The following is an 18,550-nucleotide window of genomic DNA, read 5'->3' as shown; positions in this document are numbered from 1 at the left end:
CATGCCGGGACAGTTCTGCGTAATCGCGCCTGACGTAAAGTTCGGCCGCGACGTCAAAATCCATCACTTCGTTAATCTCTATGGCTGCGAGATCGGCGATGGCTCGAGCATCGGCTCGTTCGTCGAGATTCAGAAGGGTGCGCGCGTAGGCCGCAACTGCAAGGTTTCCTCGCACAGCTTTATCTGTGAAGGCGTCACGGTCGAGGACGAAGTCTTCATCGGCCATGGCGTCGTTTTCATCAACGACAGATACCCGCGCGCGACCACTGAAAGCGGCGCCCTGCAAACTGACCGTGATTGGAAAGTAGTTCCGACGATCGTGCGCGCCAAAGCCAGCGTCGGCAGCCACGCCACCATCTTGTGCGGAGTCACAATTGGCCAGGGCGCGATCGTCGGCGCCGGGGCTGTCGTTACCAAAGACGTTCCCGCGGGCGCAACCGTGGCCGGGAATCCCGCAAGAGTAATTGCGAATTGAAAATTGGGGATTGAAACTCTTTTATCACTTATCAGCTTATGTCCAAACCATTCGCGCCTGACACAAATCAAATCTCGGTTCCTTATCTCGATCTCAAAGCTCAGTACCAAACGATCAAACCGGAAATCGACGCGGCCATCGCCAGCGTCATTGAAAACACGAATTTCATCCTGGGCCCACAGGTCGACACGTTCGAGAAAACGTTCGCTGAGTATGTCGGCAGCGCGATCTGCGTGGGAGTGAACAGCGGTACTGCCGCGCTGCAACTGGCGCTCATGGCGTGCGGTATCGGCCCGGGGGATGAAGTAATCGTTCCTTCGTTTACATTTTTCGCGACGGCCGAAACGGTTTCCGTCCTCGGCGCGGTCCCAGTCTTTGTTGACGTCGATCCGGCTTCCTACACGATCACCGCCGCCGAGATTGAAAAAGCAATCACGCCACGTACGCGCGCCATCATCCCCGTGCATCTTTACGGGCAGGCCGTCGATCTCGATCCAATCCGCGCGCTTGCGGATAAACATAACTTGCATGTCATCGAAGACGCGGCCCAGGCACATGGGGCGGAATACAAAGGCCGCCGTGTCGGCGGACTCGGCACCGCTGGCTGCTTCAGTTTTTATCCGAGCAAGAACCTCGGCTCGTACGGCGAAGCCGGAGCCGTCGTTACTAATGATGAAGATCTGGCGCGCCAACTGCGGCTGTTGCGCCAACACGGTCAGACCAGCAAATACGCGCATGCGATCGTTGGCTACAACTTTCGTCTGGAAGAGCTACAGGCCGCGGTCTTGAACGTGAAGCTGGCCCACCTGGACAAATGGAACAACGGGCGACGCGCGCGTGCCGCCCGGTATAACGAGCTTCTCAGCGACACCGAATTAGTATTGCCGCGCGAAATGGAATACTCGCGCCACGTCTATCATGTTTACGCTGTTCAGTGTGACAACCGCGACGAATTGCAGAATCGTCTGGCCGCCAAAGGCATTCAGAGCGGAGTCCATTACCCCATTCCAATCCACTTGCAACCGGCTTACGCATCCCTCGGCTACAAAACGGGCGACCTGCCTGTGACCGAGCGCCTGTGTGAACGCGTGCTATCACTACCGCTGTTCGCTGAGTTGACTGACGCACAGCAACAAGCGGTGGTGGACGCGATCCGATAAATCGACGGCGCGAGCGATGGACGCAGACCTACAATCCCTGAAGTCGCCGCTCACCTTTCTCGACCACCTAATCGATCCCGACCATACGCGCGTCTTGAAAGACTACGAATCGTGGTGGCTGGCCGAAGGCGTCGCGATCTCTGAAGCCGTCGATCGCGCGGGCACGCCGTGGCTGCGCCTGTTCGACCAGTTTGGCCAACGGACGGACGAAATCCTGTTTGCACCCGACTACTGGAAGATGCTCAGGCGCGGCTACGAGGCGGGCGCAATTTGGCGTGCGTTTGAGGGCGACTCGCTCAGGATGCATTACTTGATCGATTACGTGACCTGCTTTTTCGACGCAGGCCTTGGCTGCCCTTACATCGTTTCGTTGTCGACAACCGTTCCCCTCAGAAAGTATGGGACGCCGCAGTTGCAGCAAAAGTTTCTCGCCCCATTGCTGCGTCGCGAAGGCAACAACTGGCAGGGCGCGACGTGGATGACGGAAGTAAAGGGCGGCTCGGACCTCGGCGCCAACGTCGAGACAGTGGCGCGCAGAAGCCCGACCGACAGCGAAGGTGCAAACTCATGGCTACTCACGGGCGATAAATATTTCGCAAGCAACGTCGGTGCGGAGCTCGCGATTGTTGCCGCGCGTCCGGAAGGTGCGCCAAAGACCGTGCAGGGAGTGGCGCTGTTTCTGGTGCCGAGGTATTGCGACGACGGCCGGCTCAACTATTTCATCCGCAGATTGAAACCAAAGATTGGCACGCGCTCAGTTCCGACGGGCGAAGTCGAACTTCGTGACAGCGAAGCGTATCTGCTGGGCCAGCAGGAATCGGGCATCTACCTGATTCTCGAATCGCTAAACCTGTCCCGAGTCGGGAACATCGTGGGCAGTGTCGCGCTGGCGCAGCGAGCGCTGGCCGACGCCGTCACGTTCGCCGAACGGCGCACCGCCTTCGGCAAACCGATCATTCATCATCCCCTTCTGCGCCGTCAGATCGAAGAGCGCGTCGCGCAGCTACTTCACGCGCGCGCGTTAATGTGGGAAACGATGCGACTGCTCGACGAAGTGTGGCAAGAGACGCCGCGTTACTCGGATCGCTATCACCTGTTTCGCCTCGTGACGCACCTCGCGAAATACTGGACGGCTGAACTGGCGGTGCAGTTTGCAAAGTGGAACATGGAAGTGCACGGCGGCATGGGCGTGCTGTCTGAGTATTCAGCCGAGCGCTGGCTGCGCGAAGCGATGATCCTGCCGATTTGGGAAGGCACGCCGCACCGGCAGATGCTCGACGGTCTGGAAGTGATGGAACGCAAGCGCGCACACGAAATGCTGTTCGCGCATCTCGCTCCTTACGCCGACGAGGCTGAGCTACAAGAGATTTCTGCGCGGGTCGATCTGCACTTGCGTCTGCCTGCAGAAGAAAAAGAAGCGGGCATCGAACCGATCTTTCACGAGCTCGCGGAGTTCACCGCGAGGACACTGGCTACTAAGGAGTGAACCAACCTTCAAGCCAGCGGCTGTTACTTTTTTTTCCAGGCGTGGTTTGAAAACCAATTTGCTTGCGCGTGGCGGGGGCAGGTGTCATGAGTTCGCGGATGGCGTCGAACACAATCCTGAACTGGCGGTCGTAATTACTTTCGAGTTCGTCCAGCCGGCGCGAGAGTTCGGAATTCGACGCCAGCATCTGACGCAGTCTGACAAACGCGCGCATGATTTCAATGTTGACTTGGACGGCGCGGGCGCTGCTTAGAACGCTCGATAACATCAAGATCCCATGTTCCGTGAACGCCATCGGTGGATAACGAAGTCCCATTTGGTCTGATTTGGAGGTCACAAATTGTGACCTCCAATCATCGAGTTCCAACGCCGTGAGAACAAACATGAAATCCCCAGGGAAACGGTCGGTATTACGCCTCACTGCTTGCTTAAGTGCTTTTGTAGGGACTCCGTAAAGCCTCGCCAGATCGCGATCCAGCATCACTTTCTCGCCGCGAATCGATAAATCGTGCGTTCAATTCTTTCGGCGGGGATCAGGGACTTTCCTGTCATGTGAGTTTCCGCGACCATGATAGTGGACGCGGTTGATGAGAAGCCATGCAATGATCTTTTACTAGGTTAATCTGACTCCGATTTTGGGACATCACAAAGTGTGATTTCCTCGCGTGGCACGTCGGCGTTTGGGAATAAGAATTGGCGGGCCAATTTGCCACCTCCAGGAAGCACGCCAATTCCCTTTTAGATCAATGACCGTTATCCTCTCTACTCGTGACTGCCACCACCATCGGCGTTATCGGCTGCGGCTATTGGGGGCCGAATCTGCTGCGCAATTTTGCCGAGAACGAGGCGGCGCACTTGCGATGGATTTGTGACCCCGACGAGGCGCGCCTCAACGCCATGGGCCGCCGTTACCCGGCCGCGCGCACCACTACCGACTATCAAAAACTGCTGGCCGATCGGGAGCTTGATGCGGTTGCTGTGGTCACGCCAGTCGGCACTCACTATCCAATAACGAAAGCAGCGTTGCTGGCCGGCAAGCACGTGCTGGTGGAAAAGCCGTTAACTTCGACTGCTCGCGAAGCGGAGGAGTTGATCGCACTCGCTGAGCAAAATCGCCTCACGCTGATGGTCGATCACACTTTTGTTTACACGGGCGCCGTGCGCAAGATGAAGGAGATCCTAAAGAGCGGCGAACTCGGCGACTTGCTGTATTTCGATTCGGTGCGCATCAACCTCGGTTTGTTTCAGCGCGACATCAACGTGCTTTGGGATCTGGCGCCACACGACCTTTCGATCATGGATTATTTGATCGAGCGGCAACCGATCGGCGTCAGCGCGCTGGGCAGTTGCCACATCGAGCCGGGCATCGAAAATATCGCGTATCTCGTGATGAAGTTTGCAGACGACTTCATCGCGCACTTTCATTTTAACTGGCTGGCGCCGGTGAAGATTCGCCGCACCCTGATCGCCGGCGCGCGCAAAATGATTCTTTATGACGACATCGAACCGACTGAGAAGGTGCGCGTTTACGACAAAGGCGTGACGGCGAATCGTGTCGGCGATCGCGAAGCTGATTATCAAACGCTGGTGAGTTATCGCACCGGCGATGTGTGGGCGCCGAAGCTCGACGCCACCGAAGCTCTGCATCACGTCGTCGCTGAGTTCCTCGATTCAATTCACAGCGCGCGCAGGCCTCTAACTGATGGCGAAGCCGGCTTACGCGTCGTCAGAATTCTCGAAGCGGCACAGGAATCAATTAAGCAGGACGGGCATTTTCAGTTTCTGAGCGCCGCCGCCTCAGTTCCCGCGTAGCTCTTCAAAGAATGAACGACGGCAAACCGGTAGGTGTCCCGAAAATCAGCGTGATCGTGCCCGTTCGCAACGAGGCGACTTCCGTCTCCACTCTTATCGAAGGCTTACTCAACCAAACGCTGCGGCCCAGCGAAATTGTCATTACGGACGGCGGATCGACCGACAAAACGCCTGACATCATCGAGCAGTTCGTGTCTAACGGCGCCCCGGTGCGGCTGTTGCGCGAAGAGTTTTCTTTGCCCGGCCGGGCGCGCAATATCGGCGCGGCAAATGCGCGCGAAGAATGGCTCGCGTTCACCGATGCGGGCACCCGTCCGGAACCCGACTGGCTGGAGCGGCTGGCCGCGGCCGCCGTCTTTGATTCGCAGATCGATGTCATTTATGGTTCCTTTGAGCCGAAGGTCGATAGCTTCTTCGAAGAGTGCGCGGCGATCGCCTATGTGCCGGCGCGGGACGAACAAGGCGCCCGGCCGTGGTCCATCGTTTCGGCATTGATGCGACGAAAAGTTTGGGAGAGCGTGGGCGGATTCCCGGAAGACCTGCGTTCGGCCGAAGACTTGCTGTTCATCCGTAAAGTCGAGACTGCCGGTTTTCGCGTCGCTTCCGCGCCGGATGCAATCGTCCACTGGAACCTGCAACCAAATCTGTGGCGCACATTCAGGCGATTTACCACGTATGCGCGCCACAACATTCGCGCGGGGCTGTGGCGAGAGTGGCAATTGGCGATCTTCAAGCGCTACGCTTTCCTGCTTCTCTTTGCAGCGCCGGCGATCTTCGCAGGCTGGTGGTGGCTGGTGGTTCCGGCAGGTTTATGGCTCGGGATGATGATGGCCCGGGCCGCGAAATCTATCCTGCGCAACCGCACAACCTATCCGGCGAACCCGGCGCGCAACCTGGCACGATTGGTGATGCTAATGCCGATCCTGACTGTCATCGATTTATCGGTCGCGATTGGATCGATCGCGTGGTTAGTGCATGACGCGCGGCGCGATTGGGCACCAAGTAAACAAATCCAATGAGGATCAACGGTCCAGGGAAAGAAAGTAACCGTCACATAAGCACTTTGTACGTGTGTTACTTCGGTCTCCGCGAGCCGCTGGTCCAGACTCAGGTGCTCCCGTACCTGCGGGCTTTGGTCGCCGGCGGCATCCGCGTAAGTCTGCTGACTTTCGAACCTCAATTAGAAAAGCGCTGGAGCGCTGAAGAGTTACATCAACAGACGCAGACTTTGGCGGCACAAGGGATCAGTTGGCATTGGTTGAAGTATCACAAGCGGCCGACATTGCCCGCGACCCTCTTTGACATCGCGGCGGGCACATTGCGGATAGCGCGACTGATGAAAAGTGAGCGGATCAATGTCCTGCATGCACGGAATCATGTGCCGGCGTTGATGTGCGCGATGGCCAGACGAATTCGCCGCGGGCGATTGATTTTTGACATTCGCGGGTTCATGCCCGAAGAGTACACGGATGCTGGTGTCTGGCCGGCCAATGGGTACTTGTATCGAGGCTTGAAACGGGTCGAACGTCATTTGTTCAAGACTGCCGACGCTTTCGTCGTGCTGACCAGTAAAGCGCGTGAGATTCTGTTCCCCGGCCGGACCGACACGGATGAAAGCGGCCGCCCCATTGAATTGATTCCCTGCTGTGTGGACTTCGCCAGGTTCGAAGCCGCCGGCCGCGACGCACGGAGCGCAATCCGTGAGGAGCTTAATCTGCACGGGCGGCGGGTCATTGCTTACGTCGGCTCGTTCGGAGGCTGGTACCTCACTGACGAAATGGCGGCGTTCCTCGGCGCAGCTCATCGCCGCGACGCCAGAACCTTTTCGCTGATTCTGACGCAGAGTCCGCGCGAACAGGTGACTGAACAATTGCGCGCGCGCGGAATTGCTGAGGCGGATTTTTTTGTCGGCACCGTCGCGCCCGCCGATGTCCCGCGACATCTTTCAGCGGCCGACGCCGCCATTTCGTTTATCAAGGCGTGTTATTCCAAGCAGTCCTCGTCGCCGACCAAGATCGCGGAATACCTGGCCGCGGGCCTGCCCGTGATTGCCAATACCGGCGTCGGCGACGTTGACGAGTTGCTTACAAAGCATGGCGTTGGCATATTGATCAGCGAATTCAACGAGGCAAGTTATGGCCGCGCTTTGGCCCAGTTGGATGCGCTGCTCGCCAATGAAACAATCCGCGCGCGTTGCCGCGCCACGGCCCACAGTGAATTTGATTTAGAAACTGTTGGCAGCGTGCGCTATCGGCGTTTGTACGAGCGATTGTTCCACGACCGCGCCGCAGCGCGGGCTGGATCCGCCCCAATTTGACGCATGGAAGTTCTAACGTTAGTCCCTAATCGCGCCGGTTTTGCTCCTGGTCAGCGAGGCAGCATTGAGCTTTGGGAGGATGTTCTCAAGCCCGCGGGGATAAATCTGCATTGGGCGCCGTTTGAGACTGAGCGTCTGCACGAGATTCTGTACACACCCGGGCATCAGTTTGAAAAAGCCGCCGAGATGGTCAAGGCCTATCGCGATCGAATGGATTTGATCGATCACCTCGACGACTATGACGCGGTTTTTGTCTATCGCGAAGCAGCCTTGCTGGGCCCCGCATTCTTCGAAAAGAAAATCGCGCGGCGCGGTCTTCCAATAATTTATCAGTTGGATGACCCGCTGTTTGTGCCTTATCGCAGTCCCTCAAACGGATTGTGGTCCTACCTGAAATTCTTTGGAAAGATTGCCGACATCTGCCGCCTGGCAAAGGTCGTGATGGTCAACTCTACGCAGATTCGCAACTACGTTTCGCAATTCAATAAGAACATTTGGCAGGTGCCCAGCGTGGTCGACACGCGACAATATGTCTATCGGCCCGAGTCGGTTGAGCAAACAAACAGCGATGTTTGCATCGGCTGGAGTGGAAGTCCGACGACCATGAAGAACATTCAGGTTATCTCGGGAGCGCTGCGCCGCCTGGCTGATCAAGTAACGCATCGCGTGCATCTAATCGGCGGCACCGAATTCAATCTGCCGGGAGTAAACTACACGGCGCAACCGTGGAGTGCCGAAACTGAAGTTGAGGACCTGCGAAAGATGCACGTGGGGATGGTGCCTTTACCCCTCAATGAATGGAACAAGTGGAAGTTCTACATGAAGACGGCGCAATACCTGGCGTTGGGAATTCCCACCGTCGCCACACCTCTCGGTTCAAACCCCGAAGTGATTCAGCACGGCGTGACCGGATTTCTTGCCGGTTCCGAAGATGAATGGGTCGAATACCTGAGAATGCTGATTGAAGATTCCCAGTTGCGCCGTCGCATGTCGCGGGCGGCGGCTGAATCTGCTTACCAATACACCCTTGCCGGGAATACCGAAAAAATTATTGCGGCTTTCAAAGCGGCAGTAGCCTAACGTGAGACAAACGCCTCAGTTCGAGCTTCGCGAAATGCCGTGCGGTGCCTGCGGCGGCACTACGCACACACATTTGGGCTGGCGCGGCGGCGCGGCGCACCGCAACCGGCTCGGCGTTCGGATTGAGATAGTGCGTTGCGACTCATGCACGCACCTCTATCCGCATCCGATGCCGTTTCCCAAAGAGGGCGTGGAGGAAATCTACGCCGATACCGAATCCTATTTCAGCGCTCACGATCTCGAACAAAAGAAAGAGAGCAGCCGGCAATTGATAAGCGAGATCGAATCCCGGCTGGGGCGGCGCGGAAATATTCTGGATATCGGCTGCGGTCGCGGCGAGTTGCTGTGGGCGGCGCGCGAAGCCGGTTGGGAATGCGTCGGACTTGATCCTTCGCCCGAGTACGTCGAATGGGCGCGCAAGAATTTCGGCGTCGAGGCCCGACTTGGCACCTTAGAGCAGATGAAGTTCGCCGACGCTTCATTCGATGCGGTGATCATGAACGGTGTGATCGAACATTTGTACGAGCCGTTCAATACGTTGACTGAAGTATTGCGCGTGCTCAAGCCCAACGGCGTCTTCTATTTTGATGCGCCTAACGAGGATGGTCTCTACATGCAAGCGGGCAATGTATACATGCGAGCGCGCGGCCGCGACTGGGTGCTGAATCTGGCGCCGACTTTCCCCCCATACCACGTCCAGGGCTTTAACCCGAAATCTTTGAGGCATTTGTTAACCCGGGTCGGATTTGATTTAATCGAGCTTTCAATGGGTGGCTCGGTGACCGTGCCGGCCGAGGACATGAGCCTGGCGAAGCGACTTGAATTCAACGCTGGACGGGCCATTAACTGGCTCGGCAAACATCGCGGCGCCGGCGTGTATATGGCAATTTGGGCCAAAAAGCCTGCTCTGACTCGTACTGCTACCGAGGTTTGATCCAAATCTTTCCGCGAGATAAGCATTGGAAAAGTTGAACATCCTGGTTACCGGGGGCGCCGGCTTTATCGGGTCGCATCTTACCGACGCACTCATCGAGCGGGGCCACCGGGTGCGCGTCCTTGATTTGCTGGTTCCGCAGGTCCACGGCAACGGCTTGCCGCAACACGTGAATCCGGAAGCCGAGTTTATTCACGGCGATGTGTGCGATCAGCAAACCGTCGATCGCGCCCTGAAAGGCGTGGATGCGGTCTTTCATCAGGCGGCCGAAGTCGGTGTCGGTCAGTCGATGTATGAAATTGATCGATACGTGCGCGCGAACGACCTGGGCACCGGAGTCCTTTTACAGCGTCTCCTCGGCTACAAGGATCGAATTAGGAAACTGGTCGTAGCTTCTTCGATGTCAATCTACGGCGAGGGTGCTTACACCTGTGCCAAGTGCGGCACTGTCTATCCTCAAGTGCGCCCGCTAACGCAGTTGTTGGAACGCCGCTGGGAGATGGAATGTGACAATTGCAGCTCGCAGCTTATGCCGGCGCCGACTCGCGAGGACAAGCCGTTAAATCCGACTTCGATATATGCAATCACTAAACAGGATCAAGAGCAGTTTTGCCTCGTCGTAGGACGGGCATACCGAATTCCCACGGTGGCACTTCGTTATTTTAATGTGTACGGCCCGCGGCAGGCCTTGTCGAATCCTTACACGGGTGTCTGCGCGATTTTCTCAGCGCGACTGCTGAACGATCAGCCGCCGGTGATCTTTGAGGATGGCGAACAGACGCGGGACTTTGTGCACATCAGCGATATCGTGCAGGCCAACCTGCTCGCCCTTGAAGCTGACGGCGCGGATTACCAGATCGTGAACATCGGTACCGGCGTACCGACTTCGGTGCGGCAGATTGCCGGCCTTCTGGCGGAAGGACTAGGCAAAAACATCTCGCCCGAAATTGTGTCGCGCTATCGCGAGGGTGACATTCGCCATTGCGTGGCGGACATCTCGCGGGCTCGGCAGCAGATCGGCTATGCGCCGCGAGTCACACTCGAAATGGGAATTCCGGAGTTGCTAAAGTGGGTGCGCGAGCAAACACCTGAGGATCAGGTGAGTAAGGCCACCGCCGAACTGGAAACGCGTCAACTTGTTCGATAAACAGTTTTCCGATTAGGAACCTCTAAGCCGACATGCACCGTCCAGGAAAATTCCGTTTGTTCGTCCTCGGACTACTCGCCGTGCTTCCGTCGTTTTTAAAGCGGCCGTGCTACCGGCTTTTCTTTGGCTACCGGATCGGCAAGCGAGTGCGCATCGGGTTAAGCATTGTCGAAGCGGGTGAGTGCGAAATTGGTGACGACACAATAATCGGGCATCTCAACCTGATAATAGGCGTGCAGAAACTAACGATGGGCGACCACGTGCGCATCGGGCACCTGAATATCATTCGCGGTGGAGAAGAAGTAACCCTCGGAAGGTATGCCGAACTACTGCGGCTGAATGAAATAAACTCGATCCCTGAGCCTGAGGTGGTGAACGCAATTGACCCGCGGTTTTCGCTCGGGCCCGGGAGCATTATTACCACCGGCCACAAGATTGACTTTACCGATCGGGTTACGATTGGACGGCGTACGATCATCGGCGGGCGCAACTCTTCACTCTGGACCCATAACCGCCAGCGCACACTGCCGATCAGCGTCGGCGATTTTGCTTACGTCGGCTCAGAGATTCGCATGGCCCCCGGCAGTGGCATTCCTTCACGATGCATTGTCGGGATAGGCGCGGTAGTAACCACGACGGTGAATGGTGAAGGCTGGTTAATCGCAGGCGTGCCGGCCAAGCTCATAAAAGAGCTCAATGCTGATGACAAGTTCCTGATCGAAAGGAAGACCAGGCCGGATTTGCCCGATGATATCTAGGCGTCTTATCCTAATCACATGAATGGCGTTATCGCATTCCTCGCTTTCGTGCTTTCGGTGGCGATCCTGCTGTTTGTGCCGACTTTGGCCGCTCCCTATTCGTCTCAGTATGGACCAGTGACAGTGTTTTACTGCGGCGCCGCTCTGCTGGTGTGTGGCCTCTTTGCCGCAATTGTCGGGGCAATTATCCGGCGCGAGCCGTCCCACGGTGCCTATCTCTTAAAGTTGTTTCTGCTGGCGCTCCTGATCCGAGTCTTGATCGGGTCCGCGATATTTGCCTTAAACGCGCAGGACTTTTTCGGTGGTGATGCCTGGACTTACGATTTTAACGGCCAGCAGCAATTGCTCGCCTGGGGGGGCGATAAGTTTGCTCAACTGGAAGTTGATCGCTTCGTGGGCAAGAGTTACCGCTCAGGGTGGGGAATGGTGTCCATGGTTGCGGTTATCTATGCCATGCTGGGACGAAACATGCTCGCGGTTCAGTTCGTGAATGCAGTGCTGGGCGCGGCCACGGCCCCCGTGATCTTTTTGACCGCCAAACAGGTCTTTAACAATCGCCGAGTCGCCGAGGTGGCAGGTTTTGCAGTCGGCTTTTATCCCTCGCTCGTTTTATGGTCTTCGCAGGGACTAAAGGACGGACCGATCGTGCTGTTTTTGGCGCTCACCATCCTGGCGACAATTAAGCTCGGACATAAACTTAGCGTGCCCTGGGGAGCGGTACTCGTTGGCTCGCTGCTTGGTGTGCTGGCTTTTCGCTTTTATGTTTTCTACATGCTATTGCTGGCCGTTGTGGCCGCATTCGTAATTGGCATGCGCGAAGTGACCATGCAAAGCATGGCGCGTCAATTGGTAGTGGTGGTTCTGCTCGCTTTGTCGCTGACATATTTGGGAGTTACCAGATACGCCAACATTCAAGTCGAATCGTACGCCGACTTTGAACAGCTTCAGCGCACCCGTCATGATGCGGCGAGATCGGCCCAATCGGGTTTTGGCAGAGACGTGGACGTTTCGACCGCCTCCGGGGCCCTGACTACAATTCCGGTGGGAATGGTCTATCTGCTGTTCGCGCCGTTTCCGTGGCAATTGGGTTCGTTGCGCCAAAGCTTGACGCTGCCGGAAATGGTGATTTGGTGGGCCGCGTTTCCACTTTTAATCCTGGGGATCTGGTTTTCGATAAAACATCGTCTGCGACAGATGTCCCCCATTTTGATTTTCACTGCAATGCTGACTCTGGCTTACTCAGTTTTCCAGGGAAACGTCGGTACGGCGTATCGGCAGCGCGCGCAAGTTCTGGTTTTCTATTTCATCTTTGTGGCGGTCGGCGCTGTGCTGATGAAAGAAAAACGTGAAGAGAGACGGAAGCGCAACGCAGAAGAGTTGCGGGCCGCTTCTGTCCGTATTCCGCGGCGCCTGATAAAAGAGCCATCCGGCAGTGGATGAGACAAATCGCGCAAGTACTCCCGTCTAAGGTTGAAAGCAAGTAAGGCAAGTGAGCAAATAACGTGTGTGGCATAGCAGGAATGGTTCGCGGGGACGGGCAGCCGGTCGACCGGCAGTTGCTCGAGCGCATGAATGATGCAATCCGCCATCGCGGGCCGGACGAGGATGGCTTTTACGTACACAACCATGTCGGAATGGCGATGCGTCGCCTTTCGATTATCGATCTGAAATCCGGCCAGCAACCGATCCCCAATCAGGAACGCACCGCCTGGATCGTATTTAACGGCGAAATCTACAACTATAAAGAAGTCCGCGCGCAGCTCGAGAACCTCGGCCACCACTTCCAAACGAATTCAGATACCGAAGTTGTCGTTCATGCCTACTCAAGGTACGGCGACGATTGCGCGAAGCATTTGCGCGGCATGTTTGCGTTCGCGATCTGGGATGAAGCAAAGCAGGAATTGTTTCTGGCGCGCGATCGAGTGGGGAAGAAGCCGCTGCTCTACGCGCAGACCGCCAACGGCGGCCTGGTGTTTGCTTCCGAGTTCATGACCCTGCTGCTGCATCCGGAAGTAAGTCGCGATATCGATCGCGAAGCGCTGCATTATTACCTCACGTTCATGTGCGTGCCCGCGCCGCTCACCGCCTATCGCCAAATCAGAAAACTTGAACCGGGCCACACCCTGCGTTGGCGTAAGGGCGAGATCGAACTTAAGCGTTACTGGCTGCCGGACTTCAGCAAAAAGCTGGACATCACGGAAGAAGAAGCCGGCGAACGGCTCATCGAGATTTTGCGCGACGCCGTGCGTGTCCGGCTGATGTCGGAAGTGCCGCTCGGAGCGTTTCTCTCCGGCGGCATTGATTCGAGCACCGTCGTGGCATTGATGAGCGAAGTCAGCTCGACGCCGGTAAAGACCTTCTCAATTGGATTTGAAGAACAGGATTTCAGCGAGCTGCATCACGCGCGTCGCGTGGCAGAACACGTCGGCGCCGATCACCACGAATTCATCGTCCGGCCTGATGCACTCGAAGTCCTGCCGACACTGGTCGAACACTACGGCGAGCCTTACGCCGATTCTTCGGCCATTCCGACGTACTACGTCGCGCGCGAGACTCGCCGTCACGTAACTGTGGCTTTGAATGGCGACGGTGGTGACGAATCGTTCGCCGGCTATGATCGCTACTCTGCGATGCTGCTTGCGCAGCGATATCACCGCCTGCCGAATGTGCTACGCGGCGGTCTTATCGAACGCGCGGTCCAGCTTCTGCCAGGCTCGGACGAGCGGCGCACGCTCGCCGCCCGCACTAAGCGTTTTATGCGCGCGGTTTCGTTGCCGAACGTCGAACGGTACATGCACTGGATCAGCGTTTTCGACAGTCCGCGGCAGCACGATCTGTATTCAGAAGAGTTTGCCCGGGAAACCAAAGCTGAACGTGCGGCGAGGTTCATCGAGCCATGGTTCGTCAACGCGAACGGCGCGGGTCTGCTGGATGCGGCGCTGCTGGCGGACACCATGACTTACCTGCCCAACGATCTGCTGGTGAAAGTCGATATTGCGACGATGGCGGTGTCGTTGGAAGCGCGTTCGCCGTTTCTCGATCATCACGTCATCGAGTTCGCCGCGAGTCTGCCCGAGCATTTCAAGCTGCGCGGCCTCACGAAAAAATATCTTTTGAAGCGTGTACTGCGTCAATTGCTGCCCGCTGAGAATCTCGATCGGCGCAAGATGGGGTTCGGCGTACCGATCGGACATTGGTTCCGCGGTTCACTCCAGGGCTTTTTGCGTGAAGCCTTGTTGTCTGAAAAAGCCCTCAATCGTGGATTGTTCAAACCCGAAGCGGTTCGGCGTCTGGTTGAACAACACGTCAGCGGCGCGCAGAATCACGAGCACCGCCTGTGGACCCTGTTGATGCTCGAACTTTGGTTCCAACGGTTTATTGATTAGATTTTGGAGGTGATGGTACTTGAAAGGTATCGTTCTGGCAGGAGGATTAGGTAGCCGGTTGCGGCCGCTGACGTCGGTCACAAACAAGCACCTGCTACCGGTCTATGACCAACCGATGATCTATTTTCCGATCCAAACGTTGGTCAACGCAGGTATTACGGACATTATGATTGTCACCGGCGGTAATTCCGCCGGCGATTTTTTGAAGTTGCTCGGCAACGGCAAGGCGTTCGGATTGAAGCACCTGAACTACACTTATCAGGAGGGCGAAGGCGGCATTGCCGCGGCCCTCTCGCTGGTCGAGCACTTCGCCGCCGGAGATTCGATCTGCGTGGTTCTCGGCGACAACATTATCCAGGGAAATATTCGCGAGGCTGCCGACGCGTATCGCGAACAGGGCGGCGGTGCGAAGATTCTCCTGAAACAGGTTAGCGATCCGGAACGCTTCGGGGTACCTGAGCTTGACGGGCAGCGGGTCCTGCGAATTGACGAAAAACCGAAGCAGCCAAAATCAGAGTACGCAGTAATTGGGATTTACATGTACGACAGCGCAGTCTTTAACATCATTCGGACACTTAAGCCCTCCGGCCGCGGCGAGTTGGAAATAACCGACGTTAACAACGCCTACATCTCGCGCGGAGAAATGACCTGGGATAAATTAGACGGCTGGTGGACTGACGCTGGAACCTTTGAAAGTCTTTTACACGCCTCGAATCTGGTCGCCGAAACCGGCGCCAACAACATGGAACTTACACATGCAGCAGAAGCCGGCACTAACTCCTAAACCTTTCCACTCGGGCGATATTAACGACGTCATCGTTCGCCCGCTGCGAAAGTTCGACGATCGTCGCGGTTGGCTGACCGAACTCTTCCGGCACGACGAATTGCCGGCTGAGTTCTTTCCCGTGATGTCTTACATTTCTTCCACCAAGCCGGGCGTGGCGCGCGGACCTCATGAGCATATCGACCAGGCAGATTTGTTTTGCTTTATCGGACCGTCCAATTTCAAGATGCGCATGTGGGACAATCGTCCGGATTCTTCTACGTATCAGGCCGTGATGACTCTGGTGGTGGGCCAGGACAATCCTCAAGCCGTCGTCGTTCCGAAAGGAGTCGTCCATGCGTATCAAAACGTCGGCGAGACGGACGGCATAGTCATCAATTGCCCGAACCGTCTGTACATGGGCGACCGCCGTCAGGAAGCGATTGACGAGATCAGACATGAGGATGATCCGGATACAATCTTCCGCATGGATGATTAGCAGTGAGCGGTACCGACGTAACGCGAGGCCGGGCTTGCAACTCGCAGCTCGGCCTCTTACGTTGTTATCGATCGCCAGACACTATCACCGCAGAATACTCGTCATGCCGATTGCCACTCATTGCTCACTGCTCACTGCCTTCTGCACACTGCTTTGAAGATCCTCCGAATCATTGCCCGTTTGAACGTGGGTGGGCCGGCGCGGCACGTTGTGTGGTTGACTGACGGCCTGCGCGCAAACGGCTACGACACGGTTCTCGTGACCGGGGTGGTCCCGCCCGGTGAAGACGACATGACCTACTTCGCGCAGTCCGCCGGCGTGACTCCGCAGGTAATTCCGCAAATGAGTCGCGAGATTTCTCTGCGCGACGCGCTCGCGAGCTGGAAAATTTTCCGACTGATGCTGCGCGAGCGACCCGACCTTGTTCACACGCACACCGCCAAAGCCGGAACTGTCGGCCGCGTCGCGGGACTGCTTTATCGTTGGCTCACACCCGCAACGCTGATTGGCAAGCCGCGGGCTTGCCGCTTTGTCCACACGTATCACGGGCACGTTTTTCATAGCTACTATGGGCCGAAGAAGACAAAACTTTTCTTAACGATTGAGCGCGCGCTGGCGCGGCTGGTCACTGATCGAATCATCGTCGTGAGCGAGCAGCAGCGACGCGAAATAAACGAAGACTTCAGGGTCGGAACGCCCGAGCAGTACGCCGTAGTTCCGTTGGGCCTCGACCTAGGTCAATTCTCAGACTGGCAGGCGAAGCGCAGCCGTTTGCGGCAAGAACTAAACGCGGATGACGAACTACTCGTCGGAATCGTAGGCCGGCTGACCGAAATCAAGAACCACGCGATGTTCTTGCGCGCGGCGGCGCGGGCAAAGGAACTCAATCGATCTGCAAAAGATCAGCGGCCGATGCGCTTCGTCATTGTCGGAGATGGCAGCCTGCGCGGAACTCTCGAAGATCAAGCGCGCGAACTCGGGCTGGCGGACGATGTCGTCTTCGTGGGCACGCGTGAAGATCCGGAGTTTTTCTATCCGGCGCTGGACGTTGTTGCGCTCACCAGCCACAACGAAGGAACACCTCTCACACTGATTGAAGCGATGGCTAACGAACGCCCCGTGGTTTCGACGGCGGTGGGCGGCGTGGTCGATTTGCTTGGCGCCAGACTCGCTGACGAAACCGGCTACTCTGTGTGTGAACGCGGAATTTCCGTGAAAAGTGGCGACGTGGAGGGCTTCGCCGCAGGCCTCACCAGATTGGTCCAGGATGAGGGTTTACGAAAGGAGCTCGGCCGGCGGGGCGGCGAATTTGTGGCTCGTAATTATGCGAAAGAGCGCCTCATTAACGATATATCAAACTTGTACGATCAGCTTCTGAAAGCAAAAGCGGCATAGCCGGCGCATTCAGGAGACCGGCAGCGGCCAGCGGCCATGTTAGACTGGCACGAATTGAAGGGAGCAATTATTTGCGAATTCTGATCACAGGCGGGGCCGGTTTCATCGGCTCACATTTGTCCGACGCATATCTGGAACGTGGCGATGAAGTCTATGTTATTGACGACCTCTCGACCGGCAGTATTGAAAACATCCGCCATCTTAAAGACCATCCGCGTTTTCACTACACGATCGACAACGTGGCCAACCAGCCGGTCACCGCTGAGCTGGTCGATCAATGTGATGTGATCTTTCATCTCGCCGCCGCTGTAGGCGTGAAACTCATTGTCGAAAGTCCCGTGCGCACCATCGAGACCAACGTGCACGGCACTGAAGTCGTGCTCTCGCTGGCAAATAAGAAAAAGAAGAAAGTCCTGATCGCTTCCACGTCAGAAGTTTACGGTTTAAGCGCAGAGATTCCTTTTCGCGAAGACGGCAATCTGGTGATGGGCGCGACCACGAAAGGCCGCTGGAGCTACGCGTGCTCGAAAGCGATCGACGAGTTTCTGGCGCTGGCTTATTGGCGCGAAAAGAAATTGCCGACCACCGTCGTACGTCTATTCAATACAGTCGGCCCGCGACAGACTGGTCAGTACGGCATGGTGATTCCCACCTTCGTAAAGCAGGCGCTGGCCAGCCGCCCGATCACGGTTTACGGCAGCGGCAAGCAATCGCGCTGCTTCTGCCACGTGGGTGACGTGGTCGGCGGCCTCATGAAGCTCATGGACACTGACGCCGCGGTAGGCGAAGTTTTCAACGTCGGTTCGAACCAGGAGATTTCGATTGTCGACCTCGCCAAGCGCGTAAAAGCATTGGCCAAGTCGGAATCTGAGATTGTGTTCGTCCCATACGATGAGGCTTACGAAGAGGGCTTCGAAGACATGCCGCGGCGCATCCCGGACATCTCAAAGGTGAACAAGCTGGTCGGCTTCAAGCCGGCGATGGATCTCGACGGCATTCTAAAGTCGGTGATCGATTTTCATAGCGGGAAACAGCCACCCAGGCAAACCTCTGCGATCGCCTGAACGTGGACGTTTTACAACCTCCCCCGCCACCGGAAACCCGAATCGTTTCCGGGATCGGCATAAACACCCTCGAAGTTATCTGCAAACACATCGCTACGGAGTTTGTTGATAGCGCGGCCAGATTTCAGCGATATTAGGACCACTATTATCAACGACAATCGCCCCGAGCCGTAATACAGACTTGTGGTAGTGCTTACCGACTTGTGACTTGCCTTTGCTGGCCCAATCGAATAGCTTCTAATATCGACGAGTCCAAATCCGGAATAACCGCCTT

The 18,550-nt window shown here is 56.6% G+C and carries 17 protein-coding genes; 16 read left to right on the top strand and 1 reads right to left on the bottom strand.

Features of this window, described 5'->3' with window-relative positions:
• Window position 1: 1 nt before the first annotated feature.
• The 3 genes from VFX97_19510 to VFX97_19500 are packed head-to-tail and all read left to right on the top strand — an operon-like array spanning window position 2 to window position 3,121.
• A complete protein-coding gene (locus tag VFX97_19510) occupies window positions 2-475 on the top strand; it encodes an acyltransferase (protein HEX5705397.1) in 474 nt (157 codons plus the stop codon).
• Window positions 476-513: 38 nt separating this feature from the next.
• Window positions 514-1,635: a DegT/DnrJ/EryC1/StrS family aminotransferase gene (locus VFX97_19505; GenBank protein ID HEX5705396.1), complete on the top strand. Its 1,122-nt coding sequence runs from the start codon at window positions 514-516 to the stop codon at window positions 1,633-1,635.
• 16 nt (window positions 1,636-1,651) lie between these two features.
• A complete protein-coding gene (locus tag VFX97_19500) occupies window positions 1,652-3,121 on the top strand; it encodes an acyl-CoA dehydrogenase family protein (GenBank protein ID HEX5705395.1) in 1,470 nt (489 codons plus the stop codon).
• Here VFX97_19500 and VFX97_19495 read toward each other — a convergent pair.
• Window positions 3,111-3,620 (bottom strand): ORF6N domain-containing protein, encoded by a 510-nt coding sequence (locus VFX97_19495; protein ID HEX5705394.1) that lies wholly within the window; start codon window positions 3,618-3,620, stop codon window positions 3,111-3,113. The genes VFX97_19500 and VFX97_19495 overlap by 11 nt on opposite strands.
• Window positions 3,621-3,889: 269 nt before the next feature.
• On the opposite strand from VFX97_19495, the gene VFX97_19490 reads away from it, so the two are divergent.
• The 13 genes from VFX97_19490 (at window position 3,890) to VFX97_19430 (ending at window position 18,276) form a co-directional block, all read left to right on the top strand.
• Window positions 3,890-4,933: a Gfo/Idh/MocA family oxidoreductase gene (locus tag VFX97_19490; protein HEX5705393.1), complete on the top strand. Its 1,044-nt coding sequence runs from the start codon at window positions 3,890-3,892 to the stop codon at window positions 4,931-4,933.
• 11 nt (window positions 4,934-4,944) lie between these two features.
• Window positions 4,945-5,952: a glycosyltransferase gene (locus VFX97_19485; protein ID HEX5705392.1), complete on the top strand. Its 1,008-nt coding sequence runs from the start codon at window positions 4,945-4,947 to the stop codon at window positions 5,950-5,952.
• Window positions 5,949-7,250: a glycosyltransferase gene (locus tag VFX97_19480; GenBank protein HEX5705391.1), complete on the top strand. Its 1,302-nt coding sequence runs from the start codon at window positions 5,949-5,951 to the stop codon at window positions 7,248-7,250. Before VFX97_19485 ends, VFX97_19480 begins: the two co-directional genes overlap by 4 nt.
• Window positions 7,251-7,253: 3 nt before the next feature.
• A complete protein-coding gene (locus tag VFX97_19475) occupies window positions 7,254-8,330 on the top strand; it encodes a glycosyltransferase (GenBank protein ID HEX5705390.1) in 1,077 nt (358 codons plus the stop codon).
• A 34-nt stretch (window positions 8,331-8,364) separates the two neighbouring features.
• Window positions 8,365-9,264, top strand: coding sequence for a methyltransferase domain-containing protein (locus VFX97_19470; protein HEX5705389.1), 900 nt, complete (start codon window positions 8,365-8,367; stop codon window positions 9,262-9,264).
• A gap of 25 nt (window positions 9,265-9,289) precedes the next feature.
• Window positions 9,290-10,411 (top strand): NAD-dependent epimerase/dehydratase family protein, encoded by a 1,122-nt coding sequence (locus VFX97_19465; protein ID HEX5705388.1) that lies wholly within the window; start codon window positions 9,290-9,292, stop codon window positions 10,409-10,411.
• A gap of 32 nt (window positions 10,412-10,443) precedes the next feature.
• A complete protein-coding gene (locus tag VFX97_19460) occupies window positions 10,444-11,169 on the top strand; it encodes a hypothetical protein (protein HEX5705387.1) in 726 nt (241 codons plus the stop codon).
• A gap of 18 nt (window positions 11,170-11,187) precedes the next feature.
• Entirely contained in the window at window positions 11,188-12,609 is a 1,422-nt protein-coding gene (locus VFX97_19455) for a glycosyltransferase family 39 protein (GenBank protein ID HEX5705386.1), read from the top strand.
• 62 nt (window positions 12,610-12,671) lie between these two features.
• Window positions 12,672-14,555: an asparagine synthase (glutamine-hydrolyzing) gene (gene asnB, locus VFX97_19450; GenBank protein HEX5705385.1), complete on the top strand. Its 1,884-nt coding sequence runs from the start codon at window positions 12,672-12,674 to the stop codon at window positions 14,553-14,555.
• 19 nt (window positions 14,556-14,574) lie between these two features.
• Window positions 14,575-15,339 (top strand): sugar phosphate nucleotidyltransferase, encoded by a 765-nt coding sequence (locus VFX97_19445; GenBank protein HEX5705384.1) that lies wholly within the window; start codon window positions 14,575-14,577, stop codon window positions 15,337-15,339.
• The gene (locus VFX97_19440) at window positions 15,311-15,817 is read left to right on the top strand and encodes a dTDP-4-dehydrorhamnose 3,5-epimerase family protein (GenBank protein HEX5705383.1); all 507 of its coding nucleotides are present in this window, start codon (window positions 15,311-15,313) and stop codon (window positions 15,815-15,817) included. The genes VFX97_19445 and VFX97_19440 overlap by 29 nt, the downstream gene beginning before the upstream one ends.
• A 153-nt stretch (window positions 15,818-15,970) precedes the next feature.
• A complete protein-coding gene (locus VFX97_19435) occupies window positions 15,971-17,212 on the top strand; it encodes a glycosyltransferase (protein HEX5705382.1) in 1,242 nt (413 codons plus the stop codon).
• A 71-nt stretch (window positions 17,213-17,283) separates the two neighbouring features.
• Window positions 17,284-18,276 (top strand): GDP-mannose 4,6-dehydratase, encoded by a 993-nt coding sequence (locus tag VFX97_19430; protein ID HEX5705381.1) that lies wholly within the window; start codon window positions 17,284-17,286, stop codon window positions 18,274-18,276.
• Window positions 18,277-18,550: the final 274 nt, after the last annotated feature.

The organism is Pyrinomonadaceae bacterium, assembly GCA_036277115.1.
In the GTDB taxonomy this organism is placed as follows: domain Bacteria; phylum Acidobacteriota; class Blastocatellia; order Pyrinomonadales; family Pyrinomonadaceae; genus UBA11740.
Note: the sequence above shows the minus strand (reverse complement) of the source record. Positions and strands in the feature narration are given on the sequence as shown.